This window comes from Pseudomonas sp. Irchel s3h9 (genome assembly GCF_900187475.1).
GTDB lineage: Bacteria > Pseudomonadota > Gammaproteobacteria > Pseudomonadales > Pseudomonadaceae > Aquipseudomonas > Aquipseudomonas neuropathica.
Window position 1 is genome coordinate 104,175 of the sequence record NZ_FYDH01000006.1, and the last position, 17,563, is coordinate 121,737.

At 58.3% G+C, this 17,563-nt stretch carries 17 protein-coding genes; 8 read left to right on the forward strand and 9 right to left on the reverse strand.

The window, feature by feature from the left end; genetic code table 11:
• Positions 1–222: 222 nt before the first annotated feature.
• From glyA to CKW26_RS11870, 4 genes are all read left to right on the forward strand, one after another.
• Positions 223–1,476: a serine hydroxymethyltransferase gene (gene glyA / locus CKW26_RS11855; protein ID WP_095048715.1), complete on the forward strand. Its 1,254-nt coding sequence runs from the start codon at positions 223–225 to the stop codon at positions 1,474–1,476.
• A 334-nt stretch (positions 1,477–1,810) separates the two neighbouring features.
• Positions 1,811–3,124, forward strand: a complete 1,314-nt coding sequence (locus CKW26_RS11860) for a C4-dicarboxylate transporter DctA (RefSeq protein WP_007909782.1) — start codon at positions 1,811–1,813, stop codon at positions 3,122–3,124.
• Between the two features lie 87 nt (positions 3,125–3,211).
• On the forward strand, positions 3,212–3,916 hold the full coding sequence (locus tag CKW26_RS11865; protein ID WP_034153832.1) for a FadR/GntR family transcriptional regulator: 705 nt from the start codon (positions 3,212–3,214) through the stop codon (positions 3,914–3,916).
• A 19-nt stretch (positions 3,917–3,935) separates the two neighbouring features.
• The gene (locus CKW26_RS11870) at positions 3,936–4,646 is read left to right on the forward strand and encodes a GntR family transcriptional regulator (protein ID WP_095048716.1); all 711 of its coding nucleotides are present in this window, start codon (positions 3,936–3,938) and stop codon (positions 4,644–4,646) included.
• A 98-nt stretch (positions 4,647–4,744) separates the two neighbouring features.
• Here CKW26_RS11870 and yjiA read toward each other — a convergent pair whose 3' ends face one another.
• From yjiA to CKW26_RS11885, 3 genes are all read right to left on the reverse strand, one after another.
• Positions 4,745–5,716 carry a GTPase gene (gene yjiA / locus CKW26_RS11875; protein WP_095048717.1) on the reverse strand — a complete coding sequence of 324 codons (972 nt, stop codon included), beginning with the start codon at positions 5,714–5,716 and terminating at the stop codon, positions 4,745–4,747.
• A 159-nt stretch (positions 5,717–5,875) separates the two neighbouring features.
• Positions 5,876–6,073, reverse strand: coding sequence for a YbdD/YjiX family protein (locus tag CKW26_RS11880; protein WP_003228401.1), 198 nt, complete (start codon positions 6,071–6,073; stop codon positions 5,876–5,878).
• A gap of 15 nt (positions 6,074–6,088) precedes the next feature.
• Positions 6,089–8,155: a carbon starvation CstA family protein gene (locus CKW26_RS11885; protein ID WP_038361749.1), complete on the reverse strand. Its 2,067-nt coding sequence runs from the start codon at positions 8,153–8,155 to the stop codon at positions 6,089–6,091.
• Positions 8,156–8,314: 159 nt separating this feature from the next.
• Between CKW26_RS11885 and CKW26_RS11890 the strand changes: the two genes are divergently transcribed.
• Positions 8,315–8,683 (forward strand): PilZ domain-containing protein, encoded by a 369-nt coding sequence (locus tag CKW26_RS11890; protein ID WP_095048718.1) that lies wholly within the window; start codon positions 8,315–8,317, stop codon positions 8,681–8,683.
• Positions 8,684–8,810: 127 nt separating this feature from the next.
• Here CKW26_RS11890 and radA read toward each other — a convergent pair whose 3' ends face one another.
• From radA to katB, 3 genes are read right to left on the reverse strand one after another with little or no spacing between them, the layout of a single operon-like run.
• Positions 8,811–10,178 carry a DNA repair protein RadA gene (gene radA / locus CKW26_RS11895; RefSeq protein WP_007909773.1) on the reverse strand — a complete coding sequence of 456 codons (1,368 nt, stop codon included), beginning with the start codon at positions 10,176–10,178 and terminating at the stop codon, positions 8,811–8,813.
• Between the two features lie 45 nt (positions 10,179–10,223).
• Complete coding sequence (locus CKW26_RS11900; RefSeq protein WP_095048719.1) at positions 10,224–10,769, reverse strand: ankyrin repeat domain-containing protein; 546 nt, start codon at positions 10,767–10,769, stop codon at positions 10,224–10,226.
• Positions 10,770–10,829: 60 nt separating this feature from the next.
• The gene (gene katB / locus CKW26_RS11905) at positions 10,830–12,371 is read right to left on the reverse strand and encodes a catalase KatB (protein ID WP_095048720.1); all 1,542 of its coding nucleotides are present in this window, start codon (positions 12,369–12,371) and stop codon (positions 10,830–10,832) included.
• A gap of 285 nt (positions 12,372–12,656) precedes the next feature.
• On the opposite strand from katB, the gene mscL reads away from it, so the two are divergent.
• A complete protein-coding gene (gene mscL / locus CKW26_RS11910; RefSeq protein WP_095048721.1) occupies positions 12,657–13,070 on the forward strand; it encodes a large-conductance mechanosensitive channel protein MscL in 414 nt (137 codons plus the stop codon).
• Positions 13,071–13,116: 46 nt separating this feature from the next.
• Here the strand turns inward: mscL and CKW26_RS11915 are convergent, their stop codons facing one another.
• Positions 13,117–13,893 (reverse strand): ferredoxin--NADP reductase, encoded by a 777-nt coding sequence (locus CKW26_RS11915; RefSeq protein WP_095048722.1) that lies wholly within the window; start codon positions 13,891–13,893, stop codon positions 13,117–13,119.
• Between the two features lie 325 nt (positions 13,894–14,218).
• On the opposite strand from CKW26_RS11915, the gene CKW26_RS11920 reads away from it, so the two are divergent.
• Positions 14,219–14,932 (forward strand): autoinducer binding domain-containing protein, encoded by a 714-nt coding sequence (locus CKW26_RS11920; RefSeq protein WP_095048723.1) that lies wholly within the window; start codon positions 14,219–14,221, stop codon positions 14,930–14,932.
• Between the two features lie 177 nt (positions 14,933–15,109).
• Positions 15,110–16,234 (forward strand): class I SAM-dependent methyltransferase, encoded by a 1,125-nt coding sequence (locus CKW26_RS11925; RefSeq protein ID WP_095048724.1) that lies wholly within the window; start codon positions 15,110–15,112, stop codon positions 16,232–16,234.
• Between the two features lie 73 nt (positions 16,235–16,307).
• Here the strand turns inward: CKW26_RS11925 and CKW26_RS11930 are convergent, their stop codons facing one another.
• Positions 16,308–16,475 (reverse strand): DUF2474 domain-containing protein, encoded by a 168-nt coding sequence (locus tag CKW26_RS11930; RefSeq protein WP_095048725.1) that lies wholly within the window; start codon positions 16,473–16,475, stop codon positions 16,308–16,310.
• A 79-nt stretch (positions 16,476–16,554) separates the two neighbouring features.
• Entirely contained in the window at positions 16,555–17,562 is a 1,008-nt protein-coding gene (gene cydB / locus CKW26_RS11935) for a cytochrome d ubiquinol oxidase subunit II (protein WP_007909749.1), read from the reverse strand.
• Position 17,563 lies beyond the last annotated feature (1 nt).

Sequence of the window (17,563 nt, forward strand, 5' to 3'; positions counted from 1 at the left end):
CTTCGGCAGCTCCTACAAGGATTGATGTCGGTCACAGTATTCGGGATCAGCTCGGATTACTGTAGGAGCTGCCGCAGGCTGCGATCTTTTCAGGCCGGCACAATCACCATCTATCCGCGCATGAACGCCACTTGTCTGCGACATGATGTCGTTTCATATGCCATCCAAAACCCATTGGGTTAGAATGCCCCCCTTTTCTGCCCCCGATCCTTGAGGACCGCCATGTTCAGCCGTGATTTGACTATTGCCAAGTACGACGCCGACCTTTTTGCCGCCATGGAGCAAGAAGCTCAGCGCCAGGAAGAACACATTGAGCTGATCGCTTCGGAAAACTACACCAGCCCAGCGGTGATGGAAGCTCAAGGCTCGGTCCTGACCAACAAGTACGCTGAAGGCTACCCAGGCAGGCGTTACTACGGTGGTTGCGAGTACGTTGACGTTGTTGAGCAACTGGCCATCGACCGCGCCAAGGAACTGTTCGGCGCCGATTACGCCAACGTTCAGCCGCACGCCGGTTCGCAAGCCAACGCCGCTGTTTACCTGGCCCTGCTGCAAGGTGGCGACACCATTCTGGGCATGAGCCTGGCACACGGTGGTCACCTGACCCATGGCGCCAGCGTTTCCTCCTCCGGCAAGCTGTACAACGCCGTACAGTACGGCATCGACGCCAACGGCCTGATCGACTACGACGAAGTCGAGCGTCTGGCGGTTGAGCACAAGCCGAAAATGATCGTGGCCGGCTTCTCTGCCTACTCGCAGATTCTCGACTTCCCGCGTTTCCGCGCCATCGCTGACAAAGTCGGCGCTTACCTGTTCGTCGACATGGCTCACGTGGCCGGTCTGGTCGCCGCTGGCGTCTACCCGAACCCGGTGCCTTTCGCTGACGTCGTGACCACCACCACCCACAAGACCCTGCGCGGTCCACGTGGTGGCCTGATCCTGGCTCGCGCCAACGCCGAGATCGAGAAGAAGCTGAACTCCGCGGTATTCCCGGGCGCCCAGGGTGGCCCGCTGGAGCACGTGATCGCCGCTAAAGCGATCTGCTTCAAGGAAGCGCTGCAGCCTGAGTTCAAGGCCTACCAGGAACAAGTGGTGCTGAACGCCCAGGCCATGGCCGAAGTGTTCATCGAGCGCGGTTTCGACGTAGTTTCGGGCGGTACCAAGAACCACCTGTTCCTGCTGTCGCTGATCAAGCAGGACATCTCCGGTAAAGACGCCGACGCCGCTCTGGGCAAAGCGTTCATCACCGTGAACAAAAACTCCGTGCCAAACGATCCACGATCGCCGTTCGTTACTTCCGGCCTGCGCTTCGGTACTCCGGCTGTGACCACTCGCGGTTTCAAGCAAACCGAGTGCAAAGAGCTGGCCGGCTGGATCTGCGACATCCTGGCTGACCTGAACAACGAAGCGGTGATCGACGCCGTTCGTGAGAAAGTCAAAGCCATCTGCAAGAAACTGCCGGTATACGGCGCTTAATTGCGACGTTAAACCCGCAGCATGAAAAACCGGCCAAGCGATTGGCCGGTTTTTTTTCGCCCCTGATTTCCCGTGTAGGAGCTGCCGAAGGCTGCGATCCTTTGATCTGGATCTTAAAAACAAGATTAAAAGATCGCAGCCTTCGGCAGCTCCTACGCGGCTATGGCCACTGGTCAGACCGGTCATGCCAATTTTGATATTTTCACTTGTCATCGCGAAAAAACCGAGCGTAGACTGCACCCGCACTGGACATACCGGTAAGACCACAATAATTAAGTCCTGAATCTGATGCGCCACGCGCACGGCAGCCAGGACACCGACCAGGATTCCTCCCATGCTCAGATGGTGCTCGCGCTCAATCTTCCTCCAAGTGGTTCTCGGACTGATGCTCGGCATCGTCTGCGGGCTGACCCTTCCTGAATACTCGGCCCAGCTCAAACCGCTCGGCGACGGCTTCATCAAACTGATCAAGATGCTCATCGGCCTGATCGTGTTCTGCGTGGTAGTCAGCGGCATCAGCGGTGCCGGCGATCTGAAGAAGGTCGGGCGCATCGGCCTCAAGTCAGTGATCTACTTTGAAGTGCTGACCACCATCGCTTTGGTGATCGGCCTGGTCTTCGCCTTCAGCACCGGCATCGGCAGCGGCGCGAATATCCATCTCGAGCAACTGTCTGCGGCCGACATGGGCGATCTCGCCGAACGCAGCCAGCATATGCACACCACCACGCAGTTCCTGATGGACCTGATCCCAACCTCGGTGATCGGCGCCTTCGCCGACAACAACATCCTGCAAGTTCTGCTGTTTTCGGTGCTGTTCGGCAGCGCGTTGAATCTGGTCGGTGAAGCGGCCTCCGGGATCTCCCGACTGATCAACGAACTCAGCCATGTGATCTTCCGCATCATGGGCATGATCGTGCGTCTGGCACCGATCGGCGTGTTCGGCGCCATCGCCTTTACTACCAGCAAATATGGCCTTGATTCCCTGCAACACCTGGGCAGTCTGGTCGGTTTGTTCTACCTGACCTGCATCGCATTCGTCAGCGTGATTCTCGGTCTGGTGATGCGTGCTTCCGGCCTGCGCATGTGGCCGCTGTTGAAGTATCTGCGTGAAGAACTGCTAATCGTCATGGGCACGGCATCGTCCGACGCCGTGCTGCCACAGATCATGCGCAAACTCGAACACCTCGGCATTGGCAGCTCGACCGTGGGTCTGGTGATTCCGACCGGCTACTCGTTCAACCTCGACGGTTTCTCGATCTACCTGACTTTGGCCATTGTGTTCATTGCCAACGCTACCGGCACGCCGCTGGCCATGACCGATTTGCTGACGATTCTGCTGGTGTCGCTGATCACCTCGAAAGGAGCCCACGGGATTCCCGGTTCGGCACTGGTGATTCTCGCAGCGACGCTGACCGCGATCCCGGCTATTCCGGTGGTCGGCCTGGTGTTGGTGCTGGCCGTGGACTGGTTCATGGGCATCGGCCGCGCGTTGACCAACCTGATCGGCAATTGTGTCGCCACGGTGGCGATCGCCCGGTGGGAAAAAGACATTGATGTACAGCGAGCCAACAAAGTACTGAGCGGCCAGCAGGGCTACACCTTTCAGCCGCGTAAAACAGCGACTCCGGCGCACCAGCAGGAGTTCTGATTTAACCCCTGTAGGAGCTGCCGCAGGCTGCGATCTTTTGATCTTGAGTTTGCGGCTATCTCCCCCCAGGCAAATGGAGCAAGACCCTTGATAACCACATCAACCGTCGTCAACTCAGTCGTAGAAAAACTCCGCGCCGCATTGGCCCGTGGCCAGTGGCGCTCCGGCGACATGCTGCCGGGTCAGCGCGAACTGGCCGAACAACTGGGCATCAGCCGCCCGAGCCTGCGCGAAGCGGTGATCGTTCTGGAAACCCTTGGCCTCGTACGCTCGATGCCAGGCAAAGGCGTAGTCGTACTCGACGCGCAACTCAGCGACAGCCAAAGCCATGACAGTGCAGTCGCCGGTGCCAGCCTCGAAGACGTGCTGCAACTGCGCTACACCCTTGAGCCGTTCATTGTCGGTCTGGTCGCACAATCGATCAGCAGCAAGGAAGTCGGCCAGTTGCGCCTGACCCTGATGGACATGCGCGAAGCCCTCGAGGCCGGCGACAGCGAGGCCGGGGTCAGCGCCTACATCGCCTTTCACGAAGAGCTGTTCACCCTGACCTCGAATCCGATCTTCCAGAGTGTGGTGCAGCAAACCAGCAACGCCCTCAAGCAAAGCGCCGAGGTGCTGCGTAATTCTCCGGAACATCTGGCCGAGCGACTGGAAGAAAACGAAGCGGTGGTCCGCGCGATCCGCAGCAAGAATAGCGCCCAGGCCAGCGCCGAAATGCGTCGGCACATTTTGCGCGAAGGCCAGCGGATGGGGATTGAGCTGAATATTCCCGAAGACAACTTGAGTCGCTGACCCCAACTGGAGACAGGCCATGAACAGTTTCGCTGCAGCGTCGCACACTCGCCAGACCACGTCGCCCCTGCCCTTCTCGTGCCTGCGCACACCGGCGGAGGATCTGTATCCGCGACTGTTCGATGCGATTCTGGAACAGCGCATCGATTCGGCCAGCCGTTTTACCGAGGACAGTTTGAAAGAGATGTTCGGCGCCAGTCGCGCCGACGTGCGCCGGGTGCTGACCCAACTGTCCCATGAGCACGTCATTGTCTTGCGCGCCAATCACCGGCCGCGGGTGGCGGCACCTGATCGGGAACAAACGCGGCAGGCCCTGCATGCGCGGCGACTGACCGAGAGCACGCTGGTGCGTCTGGCCTGTCAGCGTCCGCAGGCAGACGATTTGAAGCACCTTCGCACGCTGATCGAGCGCGAACGTCAAGCGGTCGAGCAGGATCGGCGGGGTGCGGCGATTCGCTTGTCCGGGGAGTTTCATCTGCAATTGGCGCAAATGGCGGGGAATGCACCGTTAGCGCATTTTCTTGGCAGTCTTGTGCCGCTTACATCATTGGCGATTGCGCGAAGTGTGGGCCAGACGCATAGCTGTTGCGCTTGGAAGGAGCATTTGGCGTTGGTGGAAGCAGTGGACCATCGGGATGTTTCCAAAGCAGCCATGCTGATGAATCAACATCTGGACAATCTTGAGCAGACGCTGCTGGGTTCAGACCTTGAGCATTGTGCTGTCGGTTAGATAGCTATCGCGAGCAGGCTCACTCCTACATTTGAAATGCGTTCCCCTGTAGGAGTGAGCCTGCTCGCGATGGCGTGATTACGGGCACCGAAAGCCCATCAGGCAGAAGCCACTCTGGCAAACCCCGCCCGAATCTTCTCTTCCGGCAAATCATCGGCAATAAACACAATCACACTTTCCCGCGCCTCACCCTCGGCCCATTCGGTATCCCAGTCAAAACCATAAAGCTTCAACACCCCCTGAAACACTAGGCGCCGATCCTCACCCGCGATGTTCAGCACGCCTTTGTAACGCAGCAATTGCTTGCCGTGTTCTTCCAGCAATTCATTCATGAACTCGCTGAGCTGATCGATATCCAGCGGCTGATCGGTGCGCAATACCAGACTGGAAATGCGATCAATCGACGGCGCCTTGCTCACCGGACGCAGGCTCAATCCGCCGCCGAGATCGGCGTTGAGGTTGAAGCCGCGCACATCAAGAAGTTCTGCCAGATCAATGGTGCCGTGTTCGACCACACGAATCGGCGCCCGGCGGTTGATCCGTGTCAGGCGCTCGCTCAGTGCATTGAACGTGGCTTCATCGACCAGATCGGTTTTGCTCACCAGCAAGCGGTCGGCAAAACCGATCTGCGCCTGGGCGATCGTCTGGCTCAGGTGTACGTCGGCGTGGGCGGCATCGACCAGGGTGATGATGCCGTCGAGCAGATAGCGCTCGCGCAGTTCTTCATCGATGAAAAAGGTTTGCGCCACCGGCGCCGGATCGGCCAGACCGGTGCACTCGATGACCAGACGATCGAACGCGATCTCACCGCTGTCCAGCCGTTCAAGCAGCAGGTACAGCGCTTTGGTCAGGTCAGTGTGAATGGTGCAGCACACACAGCCGTTGGCCAGGGTCATGACTTGCACCGGCTCATCACCCAGCAACTGAGTGTCGATACCGGCGTCGCTGAATTCGTTTTCGATCACGGCGATTTTCAGGCCGTGCTCGGCTTTGAGGATATGGCGCAGCAAGGTGGTCTTACCGGCGCCGAGGAAACCGCTGAGTACCGTGACCGGGATGGGAGAGGACAAAACTCGATCTCCTTCAAATGAATGAACAATACAAAAACAAATGTGGGAGCGAGCTTGCTCGCGAAAGCGGTGTGCCAGTCAAATTATTCATCAACTGACACTCCGTATTCGCGAGCAGGCTCGCTCCCACAGGGATTACCTCAACCTTGCGCTGTCAGCTCAACAGCACTTCGGCCCACCCTTGCCACCGTAACGGGCTTCCTGACGTTCGCGAAAGAACATCTCGTAGCTCATCACCGGCTTGTCCGGGTGCTTGGTTTGCATATGCTCGACGTAGGTGTCGTAGTCGGGCATGCCGACCATCAGGCGCGCGGCCTGACCGAGGTATTTACCGAGGCGACTCAGGTCATTGAACATGCTGCAATCCTCTGGTTACGCATCCGGCAGGGCCTGGAATGGCGATTCTTTATCCGTACGCTCTTTTTTGCCCCAAGCGGCGATGCCGACCTTGAGCGCATAGAACAGGATGCTGAAGACCACGAACAGGAACAGCGCGGTGAGCGTTGCGTTGGTGTAAGCGTTGAAGATCACGTGCTGCATCTGCTCGACGCTTTTTGCCGGTGCCAGCACCTGACCGTTGGCCAGCGCATCGCTGTATTTCTTGGCCAGCGACAGGAAGCCGATCGCCGGGTTGGCGTCGAACAGCTTGATGAAGCCCGCGGTCGTGGTGCAGATCAGCAGCCAGGTAGCCGGCAGCAGAGTGACCCAGATGTAGCGCTGGCGCTTCATTTTGATCAGGACCACGGTGCCGAGCATCAGCGCAATACCGGCCAGCATCTGGTTGGAGATACCGAACAGCGGCCACAAGGTGTTGATGCCGCCCAGTGGATCGATCACGCCTTGGTAGAGCAACCAGCCCCACATCGCCACACAACCGGCGGTGGCGATCAGGTTGGCGGTCCACGATTCGGTGCGCTTCAGCGCCGGAACGAAGGAACCGAGCAGGTCCTGCAGCATGAAGCGCCCGGCACGGGTGCCGGCGTCCACAGCCGTCAGGATGAACAGCGCTTCAAACAGGATCGCGAAGTGGTACCAGAACGCCATGGTGTTTTCACCCGGCAGGACACTGTGCAGGATCTGCGCGATACCGACCGCCAGGGTCGGCGCACCACCGGCACGGGCCAGGATGGTGGTTTCACCAATGTCATGCGCCACGGCTTGCAGCGCTTCCGGCGTGATCGCGAAGCCCCAGCTGGAAACCACTTGCGCAACCGAAGCGACGTCACTGCCGACCACAGCAGCCGGGCTGTTCATGGCGAAGTACACGCCAGGCTCGATCACCGACGCGGCAACCATGGCCATGATCGCCACGAACGACTCCATCAACATACCGCCGTAGCCGATGTAGCGAGCGTTGGTTTCGTTATCCAGCAGCTTCGGCGTGGTGCCCGAAGAGATCAATGCGTGGAAGCCCGATACCGCACCGCAAGCGATGGTGATGAACAGGAACGGGAACAGACCGCCCTTCCACACCGGGCCAGTGCCATCGACGAACTGGGTCAGCGCCGGCATTTTCAGCTCGGGCATGGTCACCAGAATACCGATCGCCAGGGCGACGATGGTGCCGATTTTCAGGAACGTCGACAGGTAGTCGCGCGGTGCCAGAATCAGCCAAACCGGCAGCGACGCAGCGACGAAACCGTAACCGACCAGCATCCAGGTAATCTGCACGCCGGTGAAGGTGAACGCCTTGGCCCACACCGGATCAGCAGCAATCTGCCCACCGAGCCAGATCGACCCGAGCAGCAGCAACACGCCGACCACGGAGATTTCGCCGATGCGGCCCGGGCGGATGTAGCGCATGTAAATGCCCATGAACATCGCGATCGGGATGGTCGCCATTACGGTGAAGATGCCCCACGGGCTCTCGGCCAACGCTTTAACCACGATCAGCGCCAGCACCGCGAGGATGATGATCATGATCAGGAAGCAGCCGAACAGGGCAATGGTGCCGGGCACGCGGCCCATTTCTTCACGCACCATGTCGCCCAGGGAACGGCCGTTGCGCCGGGTCGACATGAACAGCACCATGAAGTCCTGCACCGCGCCCGCCAGCACCACGCCGGCAATCAGCCAGAGCGTGCCGGGCAAGTAGCCCATCTGCGCGGCCAGCACCGGGCCGACCAGAGGTCCGGCGCCCGCGATCGCGGCGAAGTGGTGACCGAAAAGAATGTGTTTGTTGGTCGGCACATAGTCCAGACCATCATTGTTGAGCACGGCGGGGGTGGCCCGACGCGGGTCCAGTTGCATCACGTTGTTGGCGATGAACAGACTGTAGTAACGGTACGCAACCAGATAAATGGCCACAGCGGCGACCACGATCCACAAGGCGTTGATCGCCTCGCCGCGGCGCAACGCCACTACGCCCAGGGCGCACGCTCCTACGATTGCCAGCACTAGCCAGGGTAAGTGGCGTAGCAGGCTATTATTATTTTTCATTTTATTATTCCAGCCAGGGTGGACAAGAAAGACAGCCACCCCGAGTTTAGCGCTTACGGCGACAAAGGCCATACCCCGACATTGGTCTAGACGCTTTAGCAATTGGCTGGCGCCCGCATTCGCGGTCTATAGTCAGCGAACCTTCATGAGGATTGCGCCATGAGCGAACACCCAGCCAACCGTCGTCGCTTCAAACGTATTGCGTTCGATGCCAGAACCGAGCTGAGTCAGGGCGATTACATCTGGCCGGTCAAGCTGATCGACCTGTCGCTCAAAGGATTGCTGATCGAAAGGCCGGAGCCGTGGTTGGGGGATGCGGAGAAGGATTTTTTCGTCGACATTCACCTGAGCGATGACGTCGATATCGAGATGGATGTGCATCTGGCACACGAAGAAAATAACCAGTTGGGCTTTGTCTGCCGACATATAAGCCTGGAATCGATCCAGCGCTTGCGGCGCCTGATCGAGTTGAATCTGGCGGATGAGGCTGAACTGGAGCGCGAGCTGGGTGCCCTGATCGAAATCTAGAATCCACAATTGAACCCTGTGGGAGCTGGCTTGCCAGCGATAGCGATTTCAAACTCGACGAATATGTCGACGGACAGAACGCAATCGCTGGCAAGCCAGCTCCCACAGGTTATGCAGTGGGTTCAAGTTATTCGAAGAGCGCGTCAAGGGCCTGTTCGAGGCGGGTCACGGCAATGATCTGCAAGCCTGGTGGGGATTCCTTCGGCGCATTGCCCTTGGGCACGATCGCGCGCTTGAAGCCATGCTTGGCCGCTTCCTTCAACCGCTCCTGACCGCTCGGCACCGGACGCACTTCACCAGACAGCCCGACCTCGCCGAACACCAGCAGATCATGCGGCAACGGCCGGTTGCGCAAGCTCGACATGACCGCCGCCATCAACGCCAGATCCGATGCTGTCTCCAACACCTTTACCCCACCGACCACGTTAAGGAACACGTCCTGATCATGGGTCGGAATCCCGCCATGGCGATGCAAAACTGCGAGCAACATCGCCAAACGGTTCTGATCCAGCCCCAACGTCACCCGACGCGGATTGGCCAGATGGCTGTCATCAACCAGCGCCTGCACTTCCACCAGCATCGGTCGAGTGCCCTCCCACGTGGCCATGACCACACTGCCGGGGACTTCTTCCTGCGCACGGGTGAGAAAAATCGCCGACGGGTTGGAGACTTCTTTCAGGCCCTTGTCGGTCATGCCGAACACACCGAGTTCGTTGACCGCACCGAAACGGTTTTTCACCGCACGCAGCAAACGCAAACGCCCATCGGACTCGCCTTCGAAATACAGCACGGTATCAACCATGTGTTCGAGAACTCGGGGACCCGCGAGCGCGCCTTCCTTGGTGACGTGGCCGACGAGGAAAATCGCCGTGCCGCTCTGTTTTGCATAACGCACCAGCAGCGCCGCGCTCTCACGTACCTGGGAAACACCGCCGGGGGCAGATTGCAGCTGTTCGGTGAAGATCGTCTGGATCGAGTCGATCACCATCACCTTGGGCTTTTCCTGTCGGGCGGTGGCGATGATGGTTTCGATGCAGGTTTCGGTCATTACCCGCAGTTGATCCTGCGGTAAGCCGAGGCGCCGGGCACGCATGGCCACTTGCTGTTGGGATTCTTCGCCGGTGACGTAGAGAGCCGGCATGCTTTTGGCCAGGTTGCACAGGGTCTGCAACAGGATGGTCGATTTACCGATACCCGGATCACCGCCGATCAGCACCACCGAGCCGTCGACCAGACCGCCACCGAGGACCCGGTCCAGCTCACCGGAGGCGGTGGAAAAGCGCGGAATTTCTTCGATGCTGACTTCGGCCAAGGTCTTGATCTGCGCCTGCTGCCCGGCCCAGCCGGTGCGGCCGGTCGGTGCTGTGGCGCCGCCGCTTTCGATCATGGTCTCGGTCAGGGTGTTCCAGGCGCCGCACTCGCCGCACTGGCCCGCCCACTTGGGAAAGGTTGCGCCGCACTCGGTGCAGCCGTACATGCGCTTGGCCTTGGCCATCAGAACCCCCGACAAAAACCGCGATGATAACGCACGTGCCGACGATCAGCGCGGCGCCGCACTACGGATTTCGCCACTGGCCAGACGCGTGGCGCTATTACCGAACGGATCTTCGGCATTCAGGTCCGCGCCCTTGGCTTTCAGCGCATCAAGCAATTCCAGGCGCTTGAACAATCCGGCGTACATGGCTGCCGTCTGCCCGGCACCGTTACGCTGATCGGGGCTGCAATCGGTGGCCATCAGGCGCCGGGCGATCTGTACTTCACCTTTGAAAATCGCCCCCATCAGCGCGGTGTTGCCACGTTGATCCTGGGCACAGGCATCGGCGCCGGCTGCAAGTAAACGCTCCACGGCCGGAGCCTGACCGTGATAGGCCGCCAGAATCAGCGCGGTGTAACCCTTGCTGTCGCGGGTGTCGAGGGAATACCCGGACTCGATGAACGTGTCGAGCATCGGCACATCACCGCGTCGGGCCGCATCGAAGTAATAGTCGCGCAGTTGGGCCTGGATTGCCTCGGGACTCTGCTCGACCGGTGCCGCCCATGCCGCGAACGACAGGCAACCGGCCAAGAGTAAAAGACAGCTTCGCATCAGCATTCTCCTTTAAACGAAACGGGGCCTGACTCAGGCCCCGCGTGCGCTACATCGGTATCAGTCGACCAGTTTCGCTGCCAGCGCCTTGACCCGGCTCAGGTCGCCTTTGGCCACTTCAGTGACGCCAGTGCCGTATTCCGGATCGGCCTTATAAAGGAAGGACAGGATGATGTGCTTGCTCTCATCATCGGTGGTTGCCAGCGAGCCGCCGAAGCTGTCGATCAGGTCCCGGCGTTCTTGCTTGCTGAACGAGCGATACAGATCGCCGGCCTGCTTGAAGTTCTGCTCACGCTGAATTTTCGCCTGCTGGGTGCTGCCCGATAGCGCCGATTGGCTGTAACGCGCGCCTGGCGTCTCGTCACGGGGCTGCAGTCGGCTTGGCTGATAGTTCACACCACTGTTGCTGGCGCCGAAGTTCATCGCGCCATCCTGGTTGCCATTGTTCACGGCAACTTTCGGCGCATTGATCGGCAATTGCAGGGCATTGGCACCCAGGCGATACATTTGCGTATCGGCATAAGAGAACACTCGGCCTTGTAACAAACGGTCTTCGGAAGGTTCGATACCTGGAACTACATTGGCTGGCGCCATGGCCACTTGTTCGGTTTCCTGGAAGACATTCGCCGGATTACGGTTCAACACCATTTGTCCAACTTTTCGCTCAGGAATACCTGGCCAGATCTTGGTGGCGTCTAATGGATCAAAATCAAACTTGGACAAGTCTTGTGGTTTCAGCACTTGAATGTACAAGTCCCATTTTGGGAAGTTACCTTTATTAATGTTGCTCACCAGATCATTGGTCATATGACTGTAGTCTTGACCCTGGACGTTCGCGACTTGTTTTGGCGTGAGGTTATTAAGTCCCTGCAAGCTCTTCCAGTGAAACTTGACGTAGTGGACTTCACCCTTGGCGTTAATCAACTTGTAAGCATGAACACCATTACCGTCCATTTCTCGATAACTGGCCGGCGTTCCCGAGTTCGAATACAACTCGGTCAGGGTACGGGTGGCTTCCGGTACATGAGAGAAGAAGTCGAATCGGCGAGAATCGTCATCTAGGTTAGTCCGCGGATCCGGTTTGAACGCGTGCACCATGTCGGGAAACTTGATCGCGTCGCGGATGAAAAAGGTCGGAAAGTTATTGCCGACCAGGTCCCAGTTGCCGTCAGCCGTGTAAAACTTGGTGGCGAAACCTCGTGGATCACGCAGGGTTTCCGGCGAGTGATTGCCGTGCACCACCGCGGAGAAGCGCACGAATACCGGCGTGCTCTGGCCAGTGGCGAACACCTTGGCCTTGCTCAGGTCACTGAGATCGTTGGTCACGGTGAAGGTGCCATGGGCGCCGGTACCACGGGCGTGAACCACACGCTCGGGAATGCGTTCACGGTCAAAGCGCTGCAGTTTCTGAATCAACTGCACATCCTGCAGCAGCACCGGGCCATTGGCACCGGCGGTCTGCGAGTTCTGATTGTCGCCGACCGCTGCACCGTTATCGCGGGTCAGGGGCGCGGCATTTACGGAGAAGGTCAACAGGCTGGCGGTGAGTACGCCGAGGGTGCGACGACGGGGAAAAGCCCCCAGTCCAAGTGCGGAGTTCATATCAGGATCCTCTGGTTTTTTTGGGCGCATCCAGGTGCGCCAACCCAAGGCTAGAGGCCTGCGGCGTCGAACATAAATAGAAAGAACATAACGCCACGATTGAGAAAATTGGCTTTTCGATCAGCGAGTTACAGTATATTTCGCGCGCGATTGCTGGCACTTTGCAAACTAATCGTCGATTGATGTGTCGATAAAAACGGGCATTGTAAGAAGGTGTTTCGCGCAGGACGCGTTTTGCTGATTTACACTGCGTACACCAAACTCATCTGTAACAAGGAAATAACTATGGGCGTGCTAAGCGAGTTCAAGGCCTTCGCGGTCAAAGGCAATGTGGTCGACATGGCCGTCGGTATCATCATCGGTGCTGCCTTCGGCAAGATTGTTTCGTCGTTTGTCGGTGACGTCATCATGCCGCCAATCGGCCTGTTGATCGGTGGGGTCGACTTCAGTGATCTGGCCGTCACGCTCAAGGCCGCCGAAGGCAATGCGCCTGCAGTGGTGCTGGCCTACGGCAAATTCCTGCAGACCGTTCTGGACTTCGTGATCGTCGCGTTCGCCATTTTCATGGGTGTCAAAGCGATCAACCGCCTCAAGCGCGAAGAGGCCGTGGCCCCTACCCTGCCACCGGTTCCGACCAAGGAAGAAGAGTTGCTGGGCGAGATCCGCGACTTGCTCAAGGCCCAGAACACCCGGCCCTGAATGCAGTGCACGATAGAAACAACGGCGCCTTCGAGGCGCCGTTTGTTTACCAGTAATTCTCCACAGCCACCTGACCGGGCCTGCGGGTCAGGCTAAGGCTCATGTGGCGTTTTTTCAGCAGCGCGCGCGTGTCATCGATCATCTGTGGATTGCCGCACAGCATGACGCGCGAGTGCTCCGCCGACAGCTCCACACCCGCGGCGCGCTCCAGTTCACCATTTTCAATCAAGGTAGTGATGCGCCCGTGCAATGCGTCAGGATGCGCTTCACGCGTCACCGTCGTGATGAACTGCAATTTGTGCGCATGTTCGCTGAGGTATTCACGCTGCGTGAGTCCGGCAATCAACGACTGATAGGCCAACTCCCGCGCCTCGCGCACGCTGTACACCAGAATGATTCGCTCGAATTTTTCCCAGACTTCGAAGTCCTGCAAAATCGACAGAAACGGCGCCACCCCGGTGCCTGTGGATAACAGCCATAGATCGCGCCCATCGACGAAACGGTCCAGTGTCAGGTAGCCGAAAGCCTGGCGATCTACCAGCAAGGTGTCGCCGACCTGCAGCCGACTCAGCTCACTGGTGAACTCCCCGCCCGGCACGACGATGGAAAAGAACTCGAGAAACTCGTCAAAAGGCGACGACACCATCGAATAGGCACGCCACACGATGCTGCCATCGGCTTTGGTCACACCGAGCCTGGCGAACTGCCCGGCGCGGAAACGGAACCCTGCATCCCGGCTGGTACGCAAGGTAAACAGGCTTGGGGTCAAGGGTTGAACATCAAGCAACGTCTGCGTGGTGTATTTCTCGGCACTGGCGGTCATGGGGCACTCCATTGAACGATTGCTGCCAGTGTCGCGCATATTGGTCGCCTTAAACACCGACGATGAGTAATGGCATTCAGCTACTCCTCACCTAAATGAATAGCAACTGAACTCATCAAATAAAATTAAATGTAAAACTGAAATTTAGGATGACGACCTGAATACTAAACCCGTCATTCGCTAAGAACCTTTTATAAAAACATTCCCACCATCAATATCGAAAAAATTTAATGCCCCTTGTATGAAACGTCCTACACTCCGTTGCGTGCCGGATCTTTTGGATCCATTTGCACCCCCCCCCGGTAATACCAATGGAGATTCTGTAATGGAAACGTGGAAGGAGTCGCAGTTAAAGCAACTGACTTTCGCCAGGGATATAGACGCTGCTTATACGATTCTGTTGAGATTCGCCGAAAACCTGGGCTTTAACTTTTGTGCCATTTCGGTTACTTCACCCAATCGGGAACTACGTCTTGATCCCTTGCAAATCAACAACTACCCCAAAGAATGGAACGCACAATATGATCAGAAACATTACAGTAAAATCGACCCACTGATAGCACACTGTAATCACTCAATGATGCCCATCGTCTGGAGCGAATCGGTATTCGCAGAAAAGCCTCAGCTTTGGCAGGGTTTGCAGCAATATGGACTGCAATATGGCTGGTCACAGTCGTTCCACCATGAGCAAAGCGGTTTGTGCAGCATTATCAGCCTGGCGCGCAAGCATTGCCCCATCAGTCCTCTGGAGTTGTATGAACATTTTGGTTATATGTTCTTCGCCACCAGTCACCTGAGTGAACTGTTCGCCCGGACGCTGCCGCCCCAATCTCTCAAGCCCCGCCAACCGCACCTGTCGCCCCGCGAACTGGAGGTTCTGCAATTATCAGCCGGCGGCAAGACCGCTTATGAGATTTCGAAAATCCTCAGCCTGAGCGAACGCACCGTGAACTACCACGTGCAGAACGTCATCGAGAAACTCAACGTCTGCAACAAGATTTCCGCTGTCATCGCGGCCGCCAGAGCCGGCATCATCTAATCAAGCAGTCTTGCGTCCCCTATAAAACGTGCAGGTAATAACCAAGAAAAAAACGTACCATTCGCGACCCTCCTGAGTGATGACGTGAACGTTCGGCGTTGCAGTACACTCGGTCGGTGCCGCAGCACAATGTCAGGGCTGTGGAACACCCCGTTGATTACCCTGAGTTCCCGCCCCATGCCTTTGCTTGATACGCCCTTTGCCCAACTCGACCTGATCCGCCAGCCCGAACAGCAGAACGAACCGCTGCAAGCCTTCGATGCCGCTGACGAGTACCTGCTTAACCATTTGGCGGCGCAGCAACCGGCGGCGGACACGCACGTGTTGGTGCTCAACGACAGCTTCGGTGCGTTGGCTGCCAGTTTGTCAGGCAAGGTCAGGGTCAGTAGCAGCGGTGACTCGTTTCTGGGTTTCCAGGGCCTGGAAAAGAACCTGCTGCGCAATGGGCAGGCGTTTGACGCTGTTCGCGGGATCCCCGCGAGCGAGCCATTGGTCGGACCGTTTGATCGGGTGCTGATCCGCGTGCCGAAAACCCTTGCACTGCTGGAAGAACAACTGATCCGCTTGCAGGGGCAACTCGCGCCCGGCGCTGAAGTCGTCGCAGCGGCCATGGTCAAACACCTGCCACGCGCCGCCGGTGATCTGCTTGAACGCTACATTGGTCCGGTGCAAGCCTCACTGGCGGTGAAAAAGGCTCGCTTGTTGATCGCCACGCCTGAAGCAACCCCCCCGGCCGTCTCGCCCTACCCGTCACGCTATCGCCTCGACGAGCCACCGATCGAGTTGCTCAACCACGCCAACGTGTTCTGCCGCGAAGGCCTGGACATCGGCACGCGTGCGTTCCTGCCGCACCTACCGAAAAACCTGGGCAGCGCCCGAGTCGCCGATCTGGGCTGTGGCAACGGTGTACTGGCAATCGCGAGTGCCCTGCAAAACCCTGATGCGCATTACACGCTGGTCGACGAGTCGTTCATGGCGGTGCAATCGGCTACGGAAAACTGGCGTGCAGCGCTGGGCGATCGCGAAGTGATCGTGCGAGCCGGCGACGGTCTGGCCGGACAGGAAGCGCAGTCGCTGGATGTGGTGCTGTGCAATCCGCCGTTTCATCAGCAGCAGGTGGTGGGCGATTTCCTCGCCTGGCGCATGTTCCAGCAGGCGCGTGAAGCGTTGGTGGTGGGTGGCGCGCTGTACATCGTCGGCAACCGTCATCTGGGTTACCACAGCAAACTGGCGCGGCTGTTCCGCGGCGTCGAGCAAGTGGCCGCCACACCGAAATTCGTCATTCTTAAAGCGCGCAAGTAAACCTCAAGGCAAAAAAAACCCTCCGTGAGGAGGGTTGCAAAGCCGTACCCGAAGGCGCCGGGACGGGGATGATTCAGTGCGTGGTCAGGCCTGCCGCGTTCATGAACAGGCGCATCAGGCTGGCGGCGATAAACAGCACGCCGACGCTACCGACCCAGATCAAGGCCAACCAGCCGAGCCGCTGCCACAGCGGTTTTTTTTCGGCTTCTTCAATGTCGTGCAGGGAATGTTTGCCGGTCATTGTTTCGATCCTCATCAGTCAGATCAATGGCGCCGTTGCCGACACCATCGCGAGCAGGCTCGCTGCCAAAGGGTTTCGCTTAGTGATAACCGTCCTCATGGGTGACCTTGCCGCGGAACACGTAGTAGCTCCAGAAGGTGTAACCCAGGATGAACGGAATGATGAACAGCGTACCCACCAGCATGAAGCCCTGACTTTGCGGCGGTGCGGCGGCGTCCCAGATCGAGATCGACGGCGGCACGATATTCGGCCACAGGCTGATGCCCAGACCGCTGTAGCCGAGGAAGATCAGTACCAGGGTCAGCAGGAACGGCATGTAGTTGGCATTGCGCGCCACGGCGCGGATCAGGCCGTACATTGTCACCAACACCAGAATCGGCACCGGCATGAACCAGAACAGGTTCGGCATGCTGAACCAGCGGGTGGCAATATCCGGATGAGCCAGCGGCGTCCAGATACTGACAATACCGATCACGGCCAGCAGTACGAAAGCCAATGGCCGTGCCAAGTCATGCATCTGTTCCTGGAGCTTGCCTTCGGTTTTCATGATCAGCCAGGTACAGCCGAGCAAGGCATAGGCCACCACCAGCGCGGCGCCGCAGAACATTGTGAACGGCGTCAGCCAGTCCAGTGAACCGCCGGCGAACTGCCGATTGACCACCGGCAAGCCGTCGATGAACGCGCCCAGCGCCACGCCCTGGAAGAACGTCGCCGCCACCGAGCCACCGATAAACGCCTTGTCCCACAGATGGCGCTTGTCGTCCTTGGCCTTGAAACGGAACTCGAACGCCACACCACGGAAGATCAAACCGATCAACATAAAGATCAGCGGCAGGTACAGCGCCGACAACACTACCGAATAGGCCAGCGGGAACGCGCCGAACAACGCCGCGCCGCCCAGTACCAGCCAGGTTTCGTTGCCGTCCCAGACCGGGGCGACGGTGTTCATCATCACGTCACGGTCGACTTTGCCCGGGATGAACGGGAAAAGAATCCCGATACCCAGATCGAAGCCGTCCATGACCACGTACATCATGATGCCGAAGATGATGATCACGGCCCAGATCAGCGGAAGATCAATACCCATG

Bases quoted from the DNA above. Each gene is read 5' to 3' on its own strand.
- glyA (WP_095048715.1), top strand. From the start codon at position 223: ATGTTCAGCCGTGATTTGACTATTGCCAAGTACGACGCCGACCTTTTT.
- CKW26_RS11860 (WP_007909782.1), top strand. From the start codon at position 1,811: ATGCTCAGATGGTGCTCGCGCTCAATCTTCCTCCAAGTGGTTCTCGGA.
- CKW26_RS11870 (WP_095048716.1), top strand. From the start codon at position 3,936: ATGAACAGTTTCGCTGCAGCGTCGCACACTCGCCAGACCACGTCGCCC.
- CKW26_RS11880 (WP_003228401.1), bottom strand. From the start codon at position 6,073: ATGTTCAATGACCTGAGTCGCCTCGGTAAATACCTCGGTCAGGCCGCG.
- CKW26_RS11885 (WP_038361749.1), bottom strand. From the start codon at position 8,155: ATGAAAAATAATAATAGCCTGCTACGCCACTTACCCTGGCTAGTGCTG.
- CKW26_RS11890 (WP_095048718.1), top strand. From the start codon at position 8,315: ATGAGCGAACACCCAGCCAACCGTCGTCGCTTCAAACGTATTGCGTTC.
- radA (WP_007909773.1), bottom strand. From the start codon at position 10,178: ATGGCCAAGGCCAAGCGCATGTACGGCTGCACCGAGTGCGGCGCAACC.
- CKW26_RS11900 (WP_095048719.1), bottom strand. From the start codon at position 10,769: ATGCGAAGCTGTCTTTTACTCTTGGCCGGTTGCCTGTCGTTCGCGGCA.
- katB (WP_095048720.1), bottom strand. From the start codon at position 12,371: ATGAACTCCGCACTTGGACTGGGGGCTTTTCCCCGTCGTCGCACCCTC.
- mscL (WP_095048721.1), top strand. From the start codon at position 12,657: ATGGGCGTGCTAAGCGAGTTCAAGGCCTTCGCGGTCAAAGGCAATGTG.
- CKW26_RS11915 (WP_095048722.1), bottom strand. From the start codon at position 13,893: ATGACCGCCAGTGCCGAGAAATACACCACGCAGACGTTGCTTGATGTT.
- CKW26_RS11920 (WP_095048723.1), top strand. From the start codon at position 14,219: ATGGAAACGTGGAAGGAGTCGCAGTTAAAGCAACTGACTTTCGCCAGG.
- CKW26_RS11925 (WP_095048724.1), top strand. From the start codon at position 15,110: ATGCCTTTGCTTGATACGCCCTTTGCCCAACTCGACCTGATCCGCCAG.
- CKW26_RS11930 (WP_095048725.1), bottom strand. From the start codon at position 16,475: ATGACCGGCAAACATTCCCTGCACGACATTGAAGAAGCCGAAAAAAAA.
- cydB (WP_007909749.1), bottom strand. From the start codon at position 17,562: ATGGGTATTGATCTTCCGCTGATCTGGGCCGTGATCATCATCTTCGGC.